This window comes from Streptomyces sp. NBC_00096 (assembly GCF_045041305.1).
Lineage (GTDB): Bacteria > Actinomycetota > Actinomycetes > Streptomycetales > Streptomycetaceae > Streptomyces.
Genome location: NZ_CP108221.1, coordinates 1,593,959 through 1,608,350 on the forward strand (window position 1 = coordinate 1,593,959; position 14,392 = coordinate 1,608,350).

General features: G+C 71.8%; 11 protein-coding genes. 3 read left to right on the forward strand and 8 right to left on the reverse strand.

Features of this window, described 5'->3' with window-relative positions; translation table 11 throughout:
- Positions 1–36: 36 nt before the first annotated feature.
- Complete coding sequence (locus OG904_RS06530; protein WP_405488302.1) at positions 37–1,617, reverse strand: PucR family transcriptional regulator; 1,581 nt, start codon at positions 1,615–1,617, stop codon at positions 37–39.
- 137 nt (positions 1,618–1,754) lie between these two features.
- Positions 1,755–4,169 carry an ATP/GTP-binding protein gene (locus OG904_RS06535; RefSeq protein ID WP_405488304.1) on the reverse strand — a complete coding sequence of 805 codons (2,415 nt, stop codon included), beginning with the start codon at positions 4,167–4,169 and terminating at the stop codon, positions 1,755–1,757.
- 243 nt (positions 4,170–4,412) lie between these two features.
- Between OG904_RS06535 and gabT the strand changes: the two genes are divergently transcribed.
- The 3 genes from gabT to OG904_RS06550 all read left to right on the forward strand — a co-directional run bounded on the left by gabT (position 4,413) and on the right by OG904_RS06550 (position 7,226).
- Positions 4,413–5,759, forward strand: coding sequence for a 4-aminobutyrate--2-oxoglutarate transaminase (gabT, locus tag OG904_RS06540; RefSeq protein ID WP_405488306.1), 1,347 nt, complete (start codon positions 4,413–4,415; stop codon positions 5,757–5,759).
- A 165-nt stretch (positions 5,760–5,924) separates the two neighbouring features.
- Positions 5,925–6,683, forward strand: coding sequence for a phosphatase PAP2 family protein (locus tag OG904_RS06545; protein WP_405488308.1), 759 nt, complete (start codon positions 5,925–5,927; stop codon positions 6,681–6,683).
- Between the two features lie 60 nt (positions 6,684–6,743).
- Positions 6,744–7,226: a hypothetical protein gene (locus tag OG904_RS06550; protein WP_405488310.1), complete on the forward strand. Its 483-nt coding sequence runs from the start codon at positions 6,744–6,746 to the stop codon at positions 7,224–7,226.
- Between the two features lie 75 nt (positions 7,227–7,301).
- Here the strand turns inward: OG904_RS06550 and OG904_RS06555 are convergent, their stop codons facing one another.
- The 6 genes from OG904_RS06555 to OG904_RS06580 form a co-directional block, all read right to left on the reverse strand.
- Positions 7,302–9,101 carry a chitinase gene (locus OG904_RS06555; protein WP_405497813.1) on the reverse strand — a complete coding sequence of 600 codons (1,800 nt, stop codon included), beginning with the start codon at positions 9,099–9,101 and terminating at the stop codon, positions 7,302–7,304.
- 217 nt (positions 9,102–9,318) lie between these two features.
- Positions 9,319–9,783: a hypothetical protein gene (locus tag OG904_RS06560; protein ID WP_405488312.1), complete on the reverse strand. Its 465-nt coding sequence runs from the start codon at positions 9,781–9,783 to the stop codon at positions 9,319–9,321.
- 214 nt (positions 9,784–9,997) lie between these two features.
- The gene (locus OG904_RS06565; protein WP_405488314.1) at positions 9,998–11,416 is read right to left on the reverse strand and encodes an NAD(P)/FAD-dependent oxidoreductase; all 1,419 of its coding nucleotides are present in this window, start codon (positions 11,414–11,416) and stop codon (positions 9,998–10,000) included.
- 66 nt (positions 11,417–11,482) lie between these two features.
- Positions 11,483–12,289 (reverse strand): ABC transporter permease, encoded by an 807-nt coding sequence (locus OG904_RS06570; RefSeq protein WP_405488316.1) that lies wholly within the window; start codon positions 12,287–12,289, stop codon positions 11,483–11,485.
- A complete protein-coding gene (locus OG904_RS06575) occupies positions 12,289–13,227 on the reverse strand; it encodes an ABC transporter permease (RefSeq protein WP_405488318.1) in 939 nt (312 codons plus the stop codon). The genes OG904_RS06570 and OG904_RS06575 overlap by 1 nt, the downstream gene beginning before the upstream one ends.
- Complete coding sequence (locus tag OG904_RS06580; protein WP_405488320.1) at positions 13,224–14,375, reverse strand: ABC transporter ATP-binding protein; 1,152 nt, start codon at positions 14,373–14,375, stop codon at positions 13,224–13,226. The genes OG904_RS06575 and OG904_RS06580 overlap by 4 nt, the downstream gene beginning before the upstream one ends.
- Positions 14,376–14,392 lie beyond the last annotated feature (17 nt).

The window sequence follows — 14,392 nt, forward strand, 5'->3', positions numbered from 1 at the left end:
GGCGTTGAGCAGGGCCCGGGCCCGGGCCCGGGCCCTCTATGTCGTCGGCGTCGTGGCCTTCAGGGCCAGCCAGAGCTCCATGCGGACGTCCGGGTCGTCCAGGGAGCGGCCGAGGATCTCCTCCACCCGCCGCATCCGGTAGCGCAGCGTGTGCCGGTGGACCCCGAGGTCGGCGGCGGCCGCGTCCCACTGCCCGTGGCGGGAGAGCCAGGCCTGGAGCGAGGCCACCAGATCGCCGCGGCCCTTCTCGTCGTGCTCGCGCAGCGCCCGCAGCGTGCCGTCAGCGAAGGCCCGTACCGCGTCGTCGGCGAGCAGCGGGAGGACCGAGCCCGCCGCGAGGTCCTCGTGCTCGACCATGGGGCGGCCGCGCCGCCGGGCCACGGCGAGGGCCTGGACGGCCTGTTTGAAGGCCGCCGCCACGCCGGAGGCCCCCGCCGGCGCGGACAGCCCGAGGACCAGCTCGTCCGGCTCCGGCTCGCCCGTCTCCCGGCCGCGCCGTGATTCCAGCGCCTCCGCGTGGTCGGCGCACGCCTGGACCGCCGAGCCCCCGTCGGCCACCAGGGCGACGAGCCGGCCGGGCTCGGGCACCACCAGCAGCGTCTCCCCTGTGCGCGCCGCCGCCGATTCCACCGCGTCGGCCAGCATGGCCAGGCCCTGCGGCTGCGCGGTGCCCGTCAGGGCCGGCTCCGCCACGAGTATCCGGAACGGCGCCTCGAGCAGGGGCCCGTACAGGTCCCCGGCCACGGCCTGCGCGTGCTCCGCCTGCCCGGCGAGCAGCATGCGCAGCACGGCCGCGCCGAGCCTGGACTCCGCGTCGTGCAGGGAGCGGGAGCGTTCGGTGGTCAGGGTCAGGAGGGCCACCGCCGAGTGGACGGCGTACCGCTCCGCCGTACCGAGCGGGGCTCCGGTGCCGACGGCCAGCGCGCCCCGCGCCCGCCGTCCGGTGCCCAGCGACTGGAGCTCGACCCGGTCCTCGGAGCCGCCGACCACGGCGCTGGCCGGAGCCGGCCGCTCCCGCAGCCGCTCGACGTCGGGGGTCAGGCGGGCCGCCCGGCGCGCGGCCCAGTCGGGCGCGGCGGCGACCACGGCGCCGGAGGTGTCGTAGAGGGCGGCCCAGCCGTGCACGTGCGCCGCCAGCTTCGCCAGCAGTTCGCCGGGGCCGTCTGCGGACAGTGCGGCCCGCGTCAGTTCCCGCTGCGCCTCGAAGCCCGCGGTCACGGCCCGGTACTGGTCGGCGGCGAGGGCGGCGGAGACGGCCTTGCTGATGGCGAGGAAGGGGGTGCGCCGGGGCACCTCCAGCAGCGGCAGGTCCTCGGCCCGGGCGGCTTCGACCAGCGCCTCGGGCACGGCGTCGTAGTTGACGCCGACGGCGAAGCCGATCCCGACGACGCCGGCCGCCGCGAGCCTGCGTACGTAGCGCCGCATCTCCTCGGGGTCCTCGGCGTCCAGCTTCATCGCGGTGATGAGGAGCAGCTCCCCGCCCTCCATGTAGGGGACGGGGTCGGCGAGCTCGCTGACGTGGGCCCATCGCACGGGGGTGTCGAGGCGGCCCTCCCCGGCCCGGACGCTGAGTTTGAGCGCCGAGTGCTGGACGAGCGAGGCGAGGGTGAGCGGCATGGGTACCGGGGCGCCTTAGGGAGGAGGGGTTCGGCGGCGGGGTGCCGACGCAGGATTCTCGCCGTGGACCGCCACCGCGGACTTCGCCGTGTCGTATGAACGGCTCACCTTGATTCTGCCATCCCGTACGGTTCGGCTCAGCTCTGTCCCCCGAGCCTGACCAGCAGCGGTGCGGCCCGCTCCCCGCGGACGGAGGTGAGGGAGAGCACGGCGTGCCCGGGGGGTACGGTGTTGGCGAGGGCGGAGGCGGACCAGCGCTCCCGCTCCACCTTCCGGACCGTGACCGCGTCCGTGGTGACCGCCTTGCCCGTGATCACCTTGCGTACGGCGTGCACGAAACGGGTGAAGGGCTGGTCGGCATAGACCGTCCGGCTCGTGACGTCTCGCGTCTCGACCAGCTCGGTTCCCCATGCGTCGGCGAACCACTTGCCGTCCCAGGTGGTGACCCCGGAGAAGGCCATCCGGCAGCCGACCGCCCCCAGGAGCGGGGTACGCAGCGCTTCGGGTACGTCGTCCAGTGTGCGCAGCGCCAGCAGGACTCCCGCATTGGCCGAGCGGAGCCCTTGTACGCCGCGCACGACCTCGGGGGTGAGGGTGTGCGAGGCGTCGTCGAGGGCAAGGAAGGCGAAGAGGGAGCGGTCGGCACGGGCCGCGGCGGCGGCGTTGAACTGGGCGAGGAGCAGCCTGGCCAGCAGCCGGGAGGCGTCCGGGTGGCCCCGCTCGGGGAGGTCGACGCGAACCCGCACAGGGTGTTCCAGGGCTCGGAGGGAGAAGGGCCGTCCGCCGCCGGTGGTGTCGAAGAAGCCCTGGAACGCCGGCCGGTCGAGCAGTGCCACCCTGTCGGCGAGTACCGGTGCCGGATCGCCGTGGACGTTTTGCTGACGGGCCCGGGCATCGAGCTCGCGCAGCATGGCCTGCTGTCCGGAACCCTCCAGCTCTTGACGCAGCGCCCCGAGAACCGCAGGCAGTTGCTCTAGCAGCGCGCGCAGCTCGGGCACCGTGGGAAAGCGACCGTACGCGGCCCGGAAGGGGCCGAGGAGCTGGGCGAGTGCCGTGGCGGACCGGCGTGCGTCGAGGCCCGGCACGTCGCCCACGAGGGCTTCGGCGAGGAGGGAAGACGCCTCGTCGGGATCCCTGGTACCGCCGTAGAGGTCGAGATCGTGGACGGACGTCGGGTCGCCCAGGCGCACCACGATGTCGTAGGCGTCGGCGGGCCCGAGCCTGGTTCCGGCGGCGCCCACGGCGATCACGGCCGCCTGCCCGGCCAGCGCCTGGAGGGCCAGCGATTCGACGACCGGCCTGACGAGCAGCGCGGTCTTGCCCGAACCCGAGGGCCCGACGGCGAGGATGGACGTGCCCAGCACGCTGGGGTCCAGGGCGAGCCCTGTCCCACGGCGTTCGTCAGGGTTCGGCTCGGCACCGGTGACCCGGCCCAGCCAGACCTGCGCGACGCTCAAGTCGTGCGACGCGACGCGGACGGACAGATCGCGGGCACCCGACGGATGGCCGCAGGCGGCGGCGCCCTTGTCCCGCACGGCCGCCACGAAGGCGGGGCGCCGTGCGGGGTCGACCGTCACGGACTCCCAGGCCCGCCGGATGCGCGAATGGTCGACGTCGTTCATCCGGCCCGCTTCGGCCTCGGCGGCCAGCCGGTCCGCGGACTCCACGAGCCCGGCGGCGCGCAGCTGCGGCCAGGCGGCCGGATCGTCCGGGTCCCCCGGGGTGAGGGTGGGAGCAGTGGGCGGGGCGGGGGCCCGGAGCCCGGTCACCAAGGTGGCCCAGGCTCCGAGGCGGGCGAAGACGAGGAGGACGGGGGCGTAGATCACCACGTAGAGGACATAGGTGATCACCGAGCTGCCCACGTCGCCGAGCTCCGCGTACGGCAGGTGCGCGAAAGCCAACGGGTAGACCGACAGCGTCTGGCTCTGGATCAGCAGCGCCGCGACGAGGGCTCCCGCCACGGCGCCCAGCGCCCGGTACCAGGGGCCTCGATCGGCGATCAGTCGGTCGAAGGCGGTTCGCCAGCCGCCGACCTTCGCGAAGCCGAGGAAGAGGCCCACAGTGGCCAGCAGCTCGTACAACTCCAGGGCTGCCGCGCCGCGGTGGTCGACCGGGCCGTTGATCAGGCCGCCCTCCCACCAACTGTCGGGGGTGAAGTAGTGGAGCGGAGCGCCGAGGAAAGGGAGGTTCCCGTCGAGGAATGCTTGCCAGCACACGAAGAAGACGAGGAACGAGACCACGACCCGCGTGATCAACGACCGGTCGGTGCCGTCGGGCTTCGGAGTGGGCAGGGTGTAGGCGTAGCGCCAGATCCCGGGCTTCGCCTCCGGCCGCGGGACGCCCAGCCAGGTGACGAAAGGGGATCCGGCCGAAGCCGTGGCCGTGACTGGAGCAGGAGCTCCCGGCGCGTACGAGGGCGGTGGAGGGACGGCCTCGACCGGTCGTGGCGGCGAGGGCGGCGGGCCGGCCGGTCGGGGGATCTGCGGGCCGCCGGCCCCCACGTCGGGTGGACCGCCGTACGTGCCGTGGCCGTGCGTGCCGTCGGTGTCCATGAAAACCCTGCCCCCTGCCCGTTACCGCACTGTGCTGCGCGCTCAATCTAGTGGCCGCCGCCGCCCCGCGGCCCGTACCTGGTCATGATCCACAAGACACGCGCCGATTCGTTCCTATGGCCGTCAAGGACAAGGACACGCGGGCACCACTCCCGAACGGAGCATGCAGGACCCCGCCTCCCGGGCCTAGCCTGCGGACAAAGACACAAGTGCGTCCGAAAACACCCCCCCCAGGAGCCCCCTATGACCGCTGTCCCGCAGGAGCGCCGCATCGTCACCGCGATCCCCGGCCCCAAGTCGCAGGAGCTGCAGGCCCGCCGCCTTTCGACGGTGGCCGGCGGCGTGGGCTCCGTGCTCCCCGTCTTCACGGCCCGTGCGGGCGGCGGCATCCTCGAGGACGTCGACGGCAACCGCATGATCGACTTCGGCTCCGGCATCGCCGTGACCTCGGTCGGCGCCTCCGCCGAGGCCGTCGTGCGCCGCGCCTCCGCGCAGCTCGCCGACTTCACCCACACCTGTTTCATGGTGACCCCCTACGAGGGCTACGTGGAGGTCTGCGAGGCCCTCGCCGAGCTCACCCCGGGTGACCACGCCAAGAAGTCGGCCCTGTTCAACTCCGGCGCCGAGGCCGTCGAGAACGCCGTCAAGATCGCCCGTTCGTACACCAAGCGCCAGGCCGTCGTCGTCTTCGACCACGGCTACCACGGCCGTACGAACCTCACGATGGCGCTGACCTCGAAGAACATGCCGTACAAGCAGGGCTTCGGCCCGTTCGCCCCCGAGGTCTACCGCGTCCCGGTCGCCTACGGCTACCGCTGGCCGACCGGCGCCGAGAACTGCGGCCCCGAGGCCGCCGCCCAGGCGATCGACCAGATCAGCAAGCAGATCGGCGCCGAGAACGTCGCCGCGATCATCATCGAGCCGGTCCTCGGCGAGGGCGGCTTCATCGAGCCGGCCAAGGGCTTCCTCCCGGCGATCGTGAAGTTCGCCAACGACAACGGCATCGTCTTCGTCGCCGACGAGATCCAGTCCGGCTTCTGCCGCACCGGCCAGTGGTTCGCGTGCGAGGACGAGGGCATCGTCCCGGACCTCATCACGACCGCCAAGGGCATCGCGGGCGGCCTGCCGCTCGCCGCCGTGACCGGCCGCGCCGAGATGATGGACTCCGTGCACGGCGGCGGCCTGGGCGGCACCTACGGCGGCAACCCGGTGGCCTGCGCCGGTGCGCTCGGCTCCATCGAGACCATGAAGGAGCTCGACCTCAACGCCGCGGCGAAGAAGATCGAGTCCGTCATGAAGGCCCGCCTGACGGCCATGCAGGAGAAGTACGAGATCATCGGCGACATCCGCGGCCGCGGCGCCATGATCGCGATCGAGCTGGTCAAGGACCCCGCGTCCAAGACCCCGAACCCGGAGGCGGCCGGTGCGCTCGCCAAGGCCTGCCACGCCGAGGGCGTGCTCGTCCTCACCTGCGGCACGTACGGCAACGTGCTCCGCTTCCTGCCGCCGCTCGTGATCGGCGAGCACCTGCTGAAGGAGGGCCTGGACGTGATCGAGGCCGCGTTCGCGACCGTCGCCGCGTCGGTCTGATCGAACGTGCGGCGCGTTCGGTAGAACGCGCGCACAGAATGCTCGATCAGCGCTCGATCACTACCGCCGGTAACGGTCGGGCGCTGTGAAGAAGGTGTGGGGGGCCCATGGCGGGAGCGTTTTCCTGCTGTCGGTCCCCCTTCCGCTGCCGTACGGTTTCTGCAGATGAGTGAGACAGCCCGCTCCGGGGAAACCGGGGGCGATACCAGTACCGGGCTTCCCCAGCGCCGTACTGGGCATGCGTTCGCGCACACTCCTCACCGATCGGACGGCCGCCCGCCCCAAACCCCCCGGGGCGCGCGGCAAGCCGGTCCGGGCGGCCGCCCCGGAACCACCCCCCCTGTTCCGGGGCGGCCGGCCACTCTCCTCTCCGCGCTCTGCGCCGCGCTCTTCGCGCTGATCACCTGGCAGGTCCTCGTATCGGGCCCGCTGCTGACCCCGGACGCCCTCCTCAGCCGCGCGCTCGTGCGCACCGTCCCGGACGCGGTCACCCAGCGCCTCTCGGATCTCGGCAACGTCCCGGTCGCGGTGCCCGTCCTGCTCCTCGCGGTCCTCTACGCCGTCCGGCGCGGCAACCGCCGGGGCGCGGCGGCCGCGGCGCTGGCCATGGCCCTGGTGCCGGCCCTGATCGTCCCGCTGAAGGAATGGACCGCCCGGCCGGGACCGCTGGAGCCCTGGGCCACCGGCTACTACCCCTCGGGCCACACGGCCACCGCGTACGTGGCCTACACGGCCGCGGCCCTGCTCGTGGCCCCGTACACCCGCCGGCGCTGGCCCCTCCCCCTCGCGGCCGCCCTCACCGCCCTGACGGCGGCGGGCCTGATCCTGCGCGGCTACCACTGGCCCCTGGACGTCCTGGCCAGCTTCCTGATGTGCACGCCGCTCCTGCTGGGCGTGCACCGGTGGGCCTCACGCCCTGTCTGACCCTGGGTCTAGGATTCTGCCGATCTTGGGATTCTTCTCCACGAAGGGCGGGGGCGCGCCATGGGTGCCAGCGGTTGGGACTACGTGACGGTGTACGAGGGGGATGTGCAGGCGTCACTGGACGCCCTGCACGAGCGGGTGTTCGTCGAGGAGTTCGGCGAGACCGGGGACTACCCCGATCTGGCCGCGCTGTGGGCCGACGGCGAGTTCATGGGGACGGGGGGCACGCACACGATCCTGGACGTCCCGACGGCCGCCTCCGGGCCCGGGGGGCCGGCGGCGGGCACGCTGCGGCCGCTGCCCGCCGATCGCCTGCTGCACCACTTCGGCGCGGCGCGGCCGACGGTGGCCCGGTACGAGGAGCTGCTGGCCGCGGCCGGGCGGGCGATGAGCCACCGGGAGTACGAGCAGAGCCTGCTGGGCGAGGAGTTCCCACGCTGGAGCGGGCTGTACGTCCTCCTGTACGGGGAGGGCGAAGGCGGCGAAGCGGGCGAAGGCGGCGAGCCGACCCACGTCGCGTTCTTCGGCTGCTCCGGGGACTAGGACCCTCGGCCGGACCGGAGCCCCGTGGGGGTCCGGTCCGGCCCGCGGCGGTGCCGGCGGGGGGGGCTGGGCGGGTCAGCCGCCGAAGTAGGCGTCGAAGTTCTTCGAGAACTCCCAGGCCCCGAAGCGGTCCCAGTTGATCGACCAGGTCATCAGGCCGCGCAGGGCGGGCCAGGTGCCGTGGGTCTGGTAGGTCCCGCAGTTCGTCTTCTTCGTCAGGCAGTCCAGGGCCTTGGTCACCTCCGCCGGGGAGGTGTGGCCGTTGCCCGCGTTGGTCGTGGCCGGCAGACCGATGGCGACCTGGTCCGGGCGCAGCGGCGGGAAGACGCGGGCGGTGTTGCCCGCGACCGGGAAGCCGGTGAGCAGCATGTCGGTCATGGCGATGTGGAAGTCGGCGCCGCCCATGGAGTGGTACTGGTTGTCGAGGCCCATGATCGAGCCGGAGTTGTAGTCCTGGACGTGGAGCAGGGTGAGGTCGTCGCGCAGGGCGTGGATGACCGGGAGGTACGCGCCGGCGCGCGGGTCCTGGCCGCCCCAGGGGCCGGATCCGTAGTACTGGTAGCCCAGCTGGACGAAGAAGGTCTCGGGGGCCATGGTCAGGACGAAGTCCGGGCCGTACTTGGCCTTGAGGGTCTTCACGGCCGATATGAGGTTGACGATCACCGGGGTGGTCGGGGCGCGGAAGTCGGTGTCGCCCGTCGCCAGGGAGAGGGAGTGGCCCTCGAAGTCGATGTCGAGGCCGTTGAGCCCGTACTCGTCGATGATCTTGCTGACGGAGGAGACGAAGGTGTCGCGGGCCGCCGTGGTGGACAGCTGGACCTGGCCGTTCTGGCCGCCGATCGAGATCAGGACCTTCTTGCCCGCGGCCTGCTTGGCCTTGACGGCCGCCTTGAACTCCGCGGCCGATTCGACGTTCGGGCACTCGCTCACCGGGCAGAGCTGGAAGCGGATGTCGCCCGAGGTCACCGAGGTGGGCTCGCCGAAGGCCAGGTTGATGACGTCCCAGGAGGCGGGTACGTCGGCCATCCGGACGTAGCCGGAGCCGTTGGCGAAGCCGGTGTGCAGGTAGCCGACCAGGGCGTGGGCGGGCAGGCCCGGGTTGCCCGGGTTGCCGCCGCCGGGCGTGGTCACCGGTACGGCGGCGCTCTTCGGGGATTCCCCGGCCGCGTTGACCGCGCTGACCTGGAAGGAGTACGTCGTGGCGGGGGTGAGGCCGGTGACCGTGGCCGAAGCGGCGGTGACGGTGGCCGGGTTCGCGCCGTCCCGGTAGACCTTGTACGAGGTGGCGCCGGCCGAGGCCGACCAGGATAGGCCGGCGGAGGTCGCGGAGGAGGCGGACGCGGTGAGGCCGGTGGGGGCGGCCGGGGGCTGGGGCTGGCCGGGTCCGGAGCCGCCGGGGTCCGGGCCGACGAGGGTGACGTCGTCGGTGAACTGCGGCGGCTGGCCGTACCAGCCCTGCGTGTACACGGTCACCGAGGTGGTGGCCGCGCCGGTACGGAAGCTCGTGCTCAGCTGCTTCCACGCGCCCGGGGTCTGCGTCCAGGTCTGCGGGTCCGTGGTCCCGGTGCCGGTGGCGCCGAGGTAGACGTACGCGCCCTGCACCCAGGCGCTCAGCGTGTACGCGGAGTCGGGCTTGACGGTGACGGTCTGCGAGCAGCGGGCGTTGTCCTGCCCGGCCGGGGTGCCCTTGAGGGCGGAACTCCCGCCGTGGACGGGGGTGCTGACGGTGGCTCCGCCGGCGGCCGAACAGCTCCAGCCGTCGAGCCCGGCTTCGAACCCGCCGTTGCGGATGAGGTCGGTGTCGGCCGCCGCGGCAGGCTGCCCGGCGGCGAGGAGGCCGGCCGCCGCGAGGGCGGCGACGGTAAGGAGGGCCAGGGCGGAGCGCCTGAAGGTGCTCCCGGTGGACCTGGCGGGGCCGGCAGGCCTGGAGGGGCGGACGGCTCTGGCGGGGCTGGCAGGGCTGGCGGCTCTGGCGGGGCTGTTCGGGCGCACGACTGCCTCCGGTGCGTGGGGGGATGGAGCCGGGCCGCCGGTGGGGAGGCGGCGGGGGAAGGCGCAGCGGCGCCCAAGATGGTCCAGACCAATACCGTTGTCAAGACTTCCCACCTGCCCGGCCCACGACGAGCGCCGCCGCCTCGTGCATCGCGAGCTCCAGGACCGCCGGATCGGTGAGCGTGCCCCGCCCGTCCGGGACCACCAGCCAGCGGACTCCGCCCGTGGCCCGGCCGGGATACGGCACCACGATCCAGGTCCCGCGCCCCGCTCCCCGTACGCCCGTCCCGATCCAGCGGGACGCGGTCCCCGGGGGCACGAAGAAGCCCAGCCTGGAGTCGCCGAAATCGGCGAGCACCGGGCCGGGCCGGTCCAGCAGCGCGTCCAGTACTTCGAGGGTGGTGTGCCCCAGCTCCCCCGGCAGGATCAGCACGTCCCACCGGCGGCCGGCGGGCAGCAGTGCGACCCCGAGGGGGTTGCGCTCCCACTCCCACCGGCAGGCCTCGGGATCGGGTGCCACCGAGACCAGCCACTCCACTGCCGTCTTGTCCCCCGGGATCGCCATCGCCCGGCCTCCGCTCTCTCGTTGGTGAGGTGAAGCGTTCTCACCAGGGAGAGCGGGGCCGGGCTCAGGTATGACGCGGGTTTCGTTACTCCATGGTAGTGAAGCGGGTCACACGTTCCGCGGTGGTGTGCGCCCGGGGCGTGCGGACGTCTCTTACCCGATCAGCACACCACCGGGGCGTCGGCCGGCGCGAGGCCGGCCGGCGCAGTCCGCGTCAGCTGTCGAAGCCGAGACCGAAGCGGTCCAGCGTCTTCAGCCAGAGGTTGCGGTGGCCGCCCAGCCGGTCCGCCCGGGCCAGCGACCACTTCGTCAGCGTGATCCCGGTCCATGCGAAGGGCTCCGGCGGGAAGGGCATCGGCTTGGAGCGGACCATCTCCAGCTCCGTGCGCTCGGTGCGCTCCCCCGCCAGCAGGTCCAGCATCACGTCGGCGCCGAAGCGGGTGGCCCCGACGCCCAGCCCGGTGAAGCCGGCGGCGTAGGCCACCTTGCCCGCGTGCGCCGTGCCGAAGAAGGCCGAGAAGCGGGAGCAGGTGTCGATCGCCCCGCCCCAGGCGTGGCTGAACTTCAGCCCTTCCAGCTGCGGGAAGCACGTGAAGAAGTGCTCGGCGAGCTTGAGGTACGTCTCGGGCCGGTGGTCGTACTCGGCGTCGAGCTTGCCGCCGTACGGGTAGATGGCGTCGTAGCCGCCCCACAGGATCCGCCGGTCGGGGGTGATCCGGAAGTAGTGGAACTGGTTGGCGCTGTCACCGAGGCCCTGCCGGTTCTTCCAGCCGATCGAGGCCAGCTGCTCCTCGGTGAGCTCCTCGGTCATCAGCGCGTAGTCGTAGACCGGGACGGTCAGCGGGCGCACCCGCTTGACCAGCGAGGGGAAGATGTTGGTGCCCAGCGCCACCCGGCGGGCGAAGACCCGGCCGTACGGGGTGCGCACGGCCATCCCGGCCCCCGAGCCGGCCAGGTCCAGGCCGCGCGTGTTCTCGTAGATCCGCACGCCCAGTTCCAGGCAGGCCCGCTTCAGGCCCCAGGCGAGCTTCGCCGGGTTGAGCATGGCGACGCCGTCGCGGTCCCAGATCCCGCCGAGGAAGGTCGGGGAGTCGACTTCGGCGCGCAGGGCGTCCTGGTCGAGCCACTGGGATCCGCCCGCGAGGCCCAGCTTCCCGGCCTCCGCGTGGAGCTCGCGGAGCTCGGCGACCTGGTGCGGCTCGGTGGCCACGTCGATCTCGCCGCTGCGCTCGAAGTCGCAGTCGATGCCGTAGCGGGCGACGGCGGCCTCGATGGCGTCGAGGTTGGCGGCGCCCAGCTCCTCCAGCTTCGCCAGCTCCTGCGGCCAGCGGGCCATGCCGTTGGCGAGGCCGTGGGTGAGCGAGGCGGCGCAGAACCCGCCGTTGCGGCCCGAGGCGGCCCAGCCCGCCTCGTGCCCCTCGATCAGTACGACGTCCCGGGCGGGGTCGCGCTCCTTGGCGAGCAGCGCGGTCCACAGGCCGCTGTAGCCGCCGCCGATGACGAGCAGGTCGCAGTGCTCGTCGCCGGTGAGGGCGGGTTCGGCGGCGGGCTTGCCGGGGTCGTCCAGCCAGTACGAGACCGGCTTGGCTTCGGAAAGGGATCGTGCAGCGGTGCGCATGGCGTCTGGGGCCATGTCTTCCAACTCCCTACAGGTCTTGCGAGGTGTTACTGCTTGCGGGGTCTTACTGCTTGCGGGGTGTCACTTGGGCTGTGCCTTCTTGCGGCGGTTGCCGACCATCTGGCCGGCCAGCACCACCAGGACCGCGATGACGAACATCGCCGTGCCGATGACGTTGATCTGTACAGGCGTACCGCGCTGGGCCGATCCCCACACGAACATGGGGAAGGTGACGGTGTTGCCCGAGTTGAAGTTGGTGATGATGAAGTCGTCGAACGAGAGCGCGAAGGAGAGCAGCGCGCCCGCCGCGATTCCGGGGGCCGCGATCGGCAGGGTGACCCGCAGGAAGGTCTGCGCGGGACCGGCGTAGAGATCGCGGGCCGCTTCCTCCAGGCGGGGGTCCATGGAGAGCACCCGGGCCTTGACGGCGGCGACGACGAAGCTGAGGCAGAACATGACGTGGGCGATCAGGATCGTCCAGAAGCCCAGCTGGATGCCCATGTTGAGGAAGAGGGCGAGCAGCGAGGCCGCCATCACGATCTCGGGCATGGCCATCGGCAGGAAGATCAGCGAGTTGACCGCGGCGCGACCCCGGAAGCGGTAGCGGACCATCGCGAAGGCGATCGCGGTTCCCAGTACGGTCGCGCCGATGGTGGCCCACAGGGCGATCTGGAGGGAGAGCGAGAGGGAGGCGCACATGTCGGCGACTCCGCACGGGTCCTTCCACGCGTCGAGGGAGAACTCCTGCCAGGCGTAGTTGAACCGTCCGGTGGGGTTGTTGAAGGAGAAGACCGTGACGACGACGTTCGGCAGGATCATGTACGCGAGCGTGCCGAGCCCCGCGATCACGACGAGATTGCGGCGCAGCCAGGTGGTGGCGCTCTTCATCAGACCAGGTCCTCCGTCCCCGCTCGGCGGATGTAGATGGTGACCATGACGAGCACGATGGCCATGAGGATGAAGGACAGCGCGGCGGCCGTCGGATAGTCGAGGATCCGCAGGTACTGCGACTGGATGACGTTGCCGATCATCCGGGTGTCCGTGGAGCCGAGCAGTTCGGCGTTGACGTAGTCGCCGCTCGCCGGGATGAAGGTGAGCAGGGTCCCGGAGACCACGCCCGGCATGGACAGCGGGAAGGTCACCTTGCGGAAGACGGTGGCGGGGCGGGCGTACAGGTCCCCGGCCGCCTCGTGGAGGCGGGTGTCGATGCGCTCCAGCGAGGTGTAGAGCGGCAGGATCATGAAGGGCAGGAAGTTGTACGTCAGACCGCAGACGACCGCGAGCGGCGTGGCGAGGACGCGGTCGCCCTCGGTCATGCCGAGCCAGCTGGTGACGTCCAGGAAACCGATCTTGTTGAGGACGCCGACCACCGGGCCGCCGTCGGCCAGGATCGTCTTCCAGGCGAGGGTGCGGATCAGGAAGCTGGTGAAGAACGGTGCGATGACCAGCACCAGCAGCAGGTTGCGCCAGCGGCCCGCCTTGAAGGCGATCAGGTAGGCCAGCGGGTACCCCAGCAGCAGGCACAGCGCGGTCGCGGTGCCCGCGTAGAGCAGGGAGCGCAGGAACTGCGGGTAGTACTCGGTGAAGGCGTCCCAGTACGTCTGGAAGTGCCAGGTGACCTTGAAGCCCTCTTCGAGGGAGCCGGTCTGCACCGAGGTCGAGGCCTGGTAGATCATCGGCAGCACGAAGAAGACGAGCAGCCACAGGATGCCCGGGAGCAGCAGCCAGTACGGGATCAGGCGCTTCTTCAGGGACGGCTTGTGGACCGGGGGCTCGGCCGGAGCGGGCGCCTGGGGCGGCGCTGTGTCGGTAACGGGGCCGGTCATGCGGACTCCTCGACCGTCTCGATGCCCGCGTCGATGTCCTGGGCGGCGTCGAGGCCGAAGGTGTGGTCCGGGTTCCAGTGCAGGATCACGTCGGCGCCGGGGACCAGCCGGGCGTCGCGCTCGATGTTCTGGACGTACACCTCCAGCTCGGGGCAGACCCGGCTGTCGATGACGTACTGGGTGGAGACGCCGATGAAGGAGGAGTCGGCGATCTTGCCCGCGACCTTGTTGCGGCCGGCGGCGATGGTGCCCTCCTCGTCCGCGTGGACCAGGGAGATCTTCTCCGGGCGCACCCCGACCAGCAGCTTTCCGCCGGTGCGGGGTGTGGTCGAACATCGTGCGGCCGGGACGCGGAGCTTCGTGCCGGCCGAGCTGACCACGATGTCGGCCGCGCCTGCCTCCAGGACCTCGGCCTCGATGAGGTTGGAGGTGCCGAGGAAGTTCGCCACGAAGGTCGTCTTCGGGTTCTCGTACAGCTCGGCGGGGGCGCCCAGCTGCTCGACGCGGCCGCCGTTCATCACGGCGACCGTGTCGGCCATGGTCATGGCCTCCTCCTGGTCGTGCGTGACGTGCACGAAGGTGATGCCGACCTCGGTCTGGATCCGCTTGAGCTCCAGCTGCATCTGGCGGCGCAGCTTGAGGTCGAGGGCGCCGAGCGGCTCGTCGAGGAGCAGCACCTGCGGGTGGTTGATGAGCGCGCGGGCCACGGCGACGCGCTGCTGCTGGCCGCCGGAGAGCTGGTGCGGCTTGCGCTGGGCGAACTGGCCGAGCTGGACCAGCTCCAGCATGTCGTCGACCTGCTTCTTGACGGACTTGATGCCGCGGCGGCGCAGCCCGAAGGCGATGTTCTCCGTGACGTCGAGGTGCGGGAAGAGCGCGTAGCTCTGGAAGACCGTGTTGACCGGGCGCTTGTACGGCGGCAGGTTCGTGACCTCGCGCTCGCCGAGGCTGACGGTCCCGGTGGAGGGCTCCTCCAGACCGGCGATCATGCGCAGGGTGGTGGTCTTCCCGCAGCCCGAGGCGCCGAGCAGGGCGAAGAAGGAGCCCTGGGGGATGGTGAGATCGAGCGGGTGCACGGCGGTGAAGGATCCGTAGTGCTTGCTGATCCCTGCGAGGCGGACGTCGCCGCCCGCGGTCTTGTCAGTCATGGGCCTGGGCCTTCGGT

Bases quoted from the DNA above. Each gene is read 5' to 3' on its own strand.
- OG904_RS06550 (WP_405488310.1), top strand. From the start codon at position 6,744: ATGGGTGCCAGCGGTTGGGACTACGTGACGGTGTACGAGGGGGATGTG.
- OG904_RS06530 (WP_405488302.1), bottom strand. From the start codon at position 1,617: ATGCCGCTCACCCTCGCCTCGCTCGTCCAGCACTCGGCGCTCAAACTC.
- OG904_RS06575 (WP_405488318.1), bottom strand. From the start codon at position 13,227: ATGACCGGCCCCGTTACCGACACAGCGCCGCCCCAGGCGCCCGCTCCG.
- OG904_RS06560 (WP_405488312.1), bottom strand. From the start codon at position 9,783: ATGGCGATCCCGGGGGACAAGACGGCAGTGGAGTGGCTGGTCTCGGTG.
- OG904_RS06545 (WP_405488308.1), top strand. From the start codon at position 5,925: ATGAGTGAGACAGCCCGCTCCGGGGAAACCGGGGGCGATACCAGTACC.
- OG904_RS06570 (WP_405488316.1), bottom strand. From the start codon at position 12,289: ATGAAGAGCGCCACCACCTGGCTGCGCCGCAATCTCGTCGTGATCGCG.
- gabT (WP_405488306.1), top strand. From the start codon at position 4,413: ATGACCGCTGTCCCGCAGGAGCGCCGCATCGTCACCGCGATCCCCGGC.
- OG904_RS06580 (WP_405488320.1), bottom strand. From the start codon at position 14,375: ATGACTGACAAGACCGCGGGCGGCGACGTCCGCCTCGCAGGGATCAGC.
- OG904_RS06535 (WP_405488304.1), bottom strand. From the start codon at position 4,169: ATGGACACCGACGGCACGCACGGCCACGGCACGTACGGCGGTCCACCC.
- OG904_RS06565 (WP_405488314.1), bottom strand. From the start codon at position 11,416: ATGGCCCCAGACGCCATGCGCACCGCTGCACGATCCCTTTCCGAAGCC.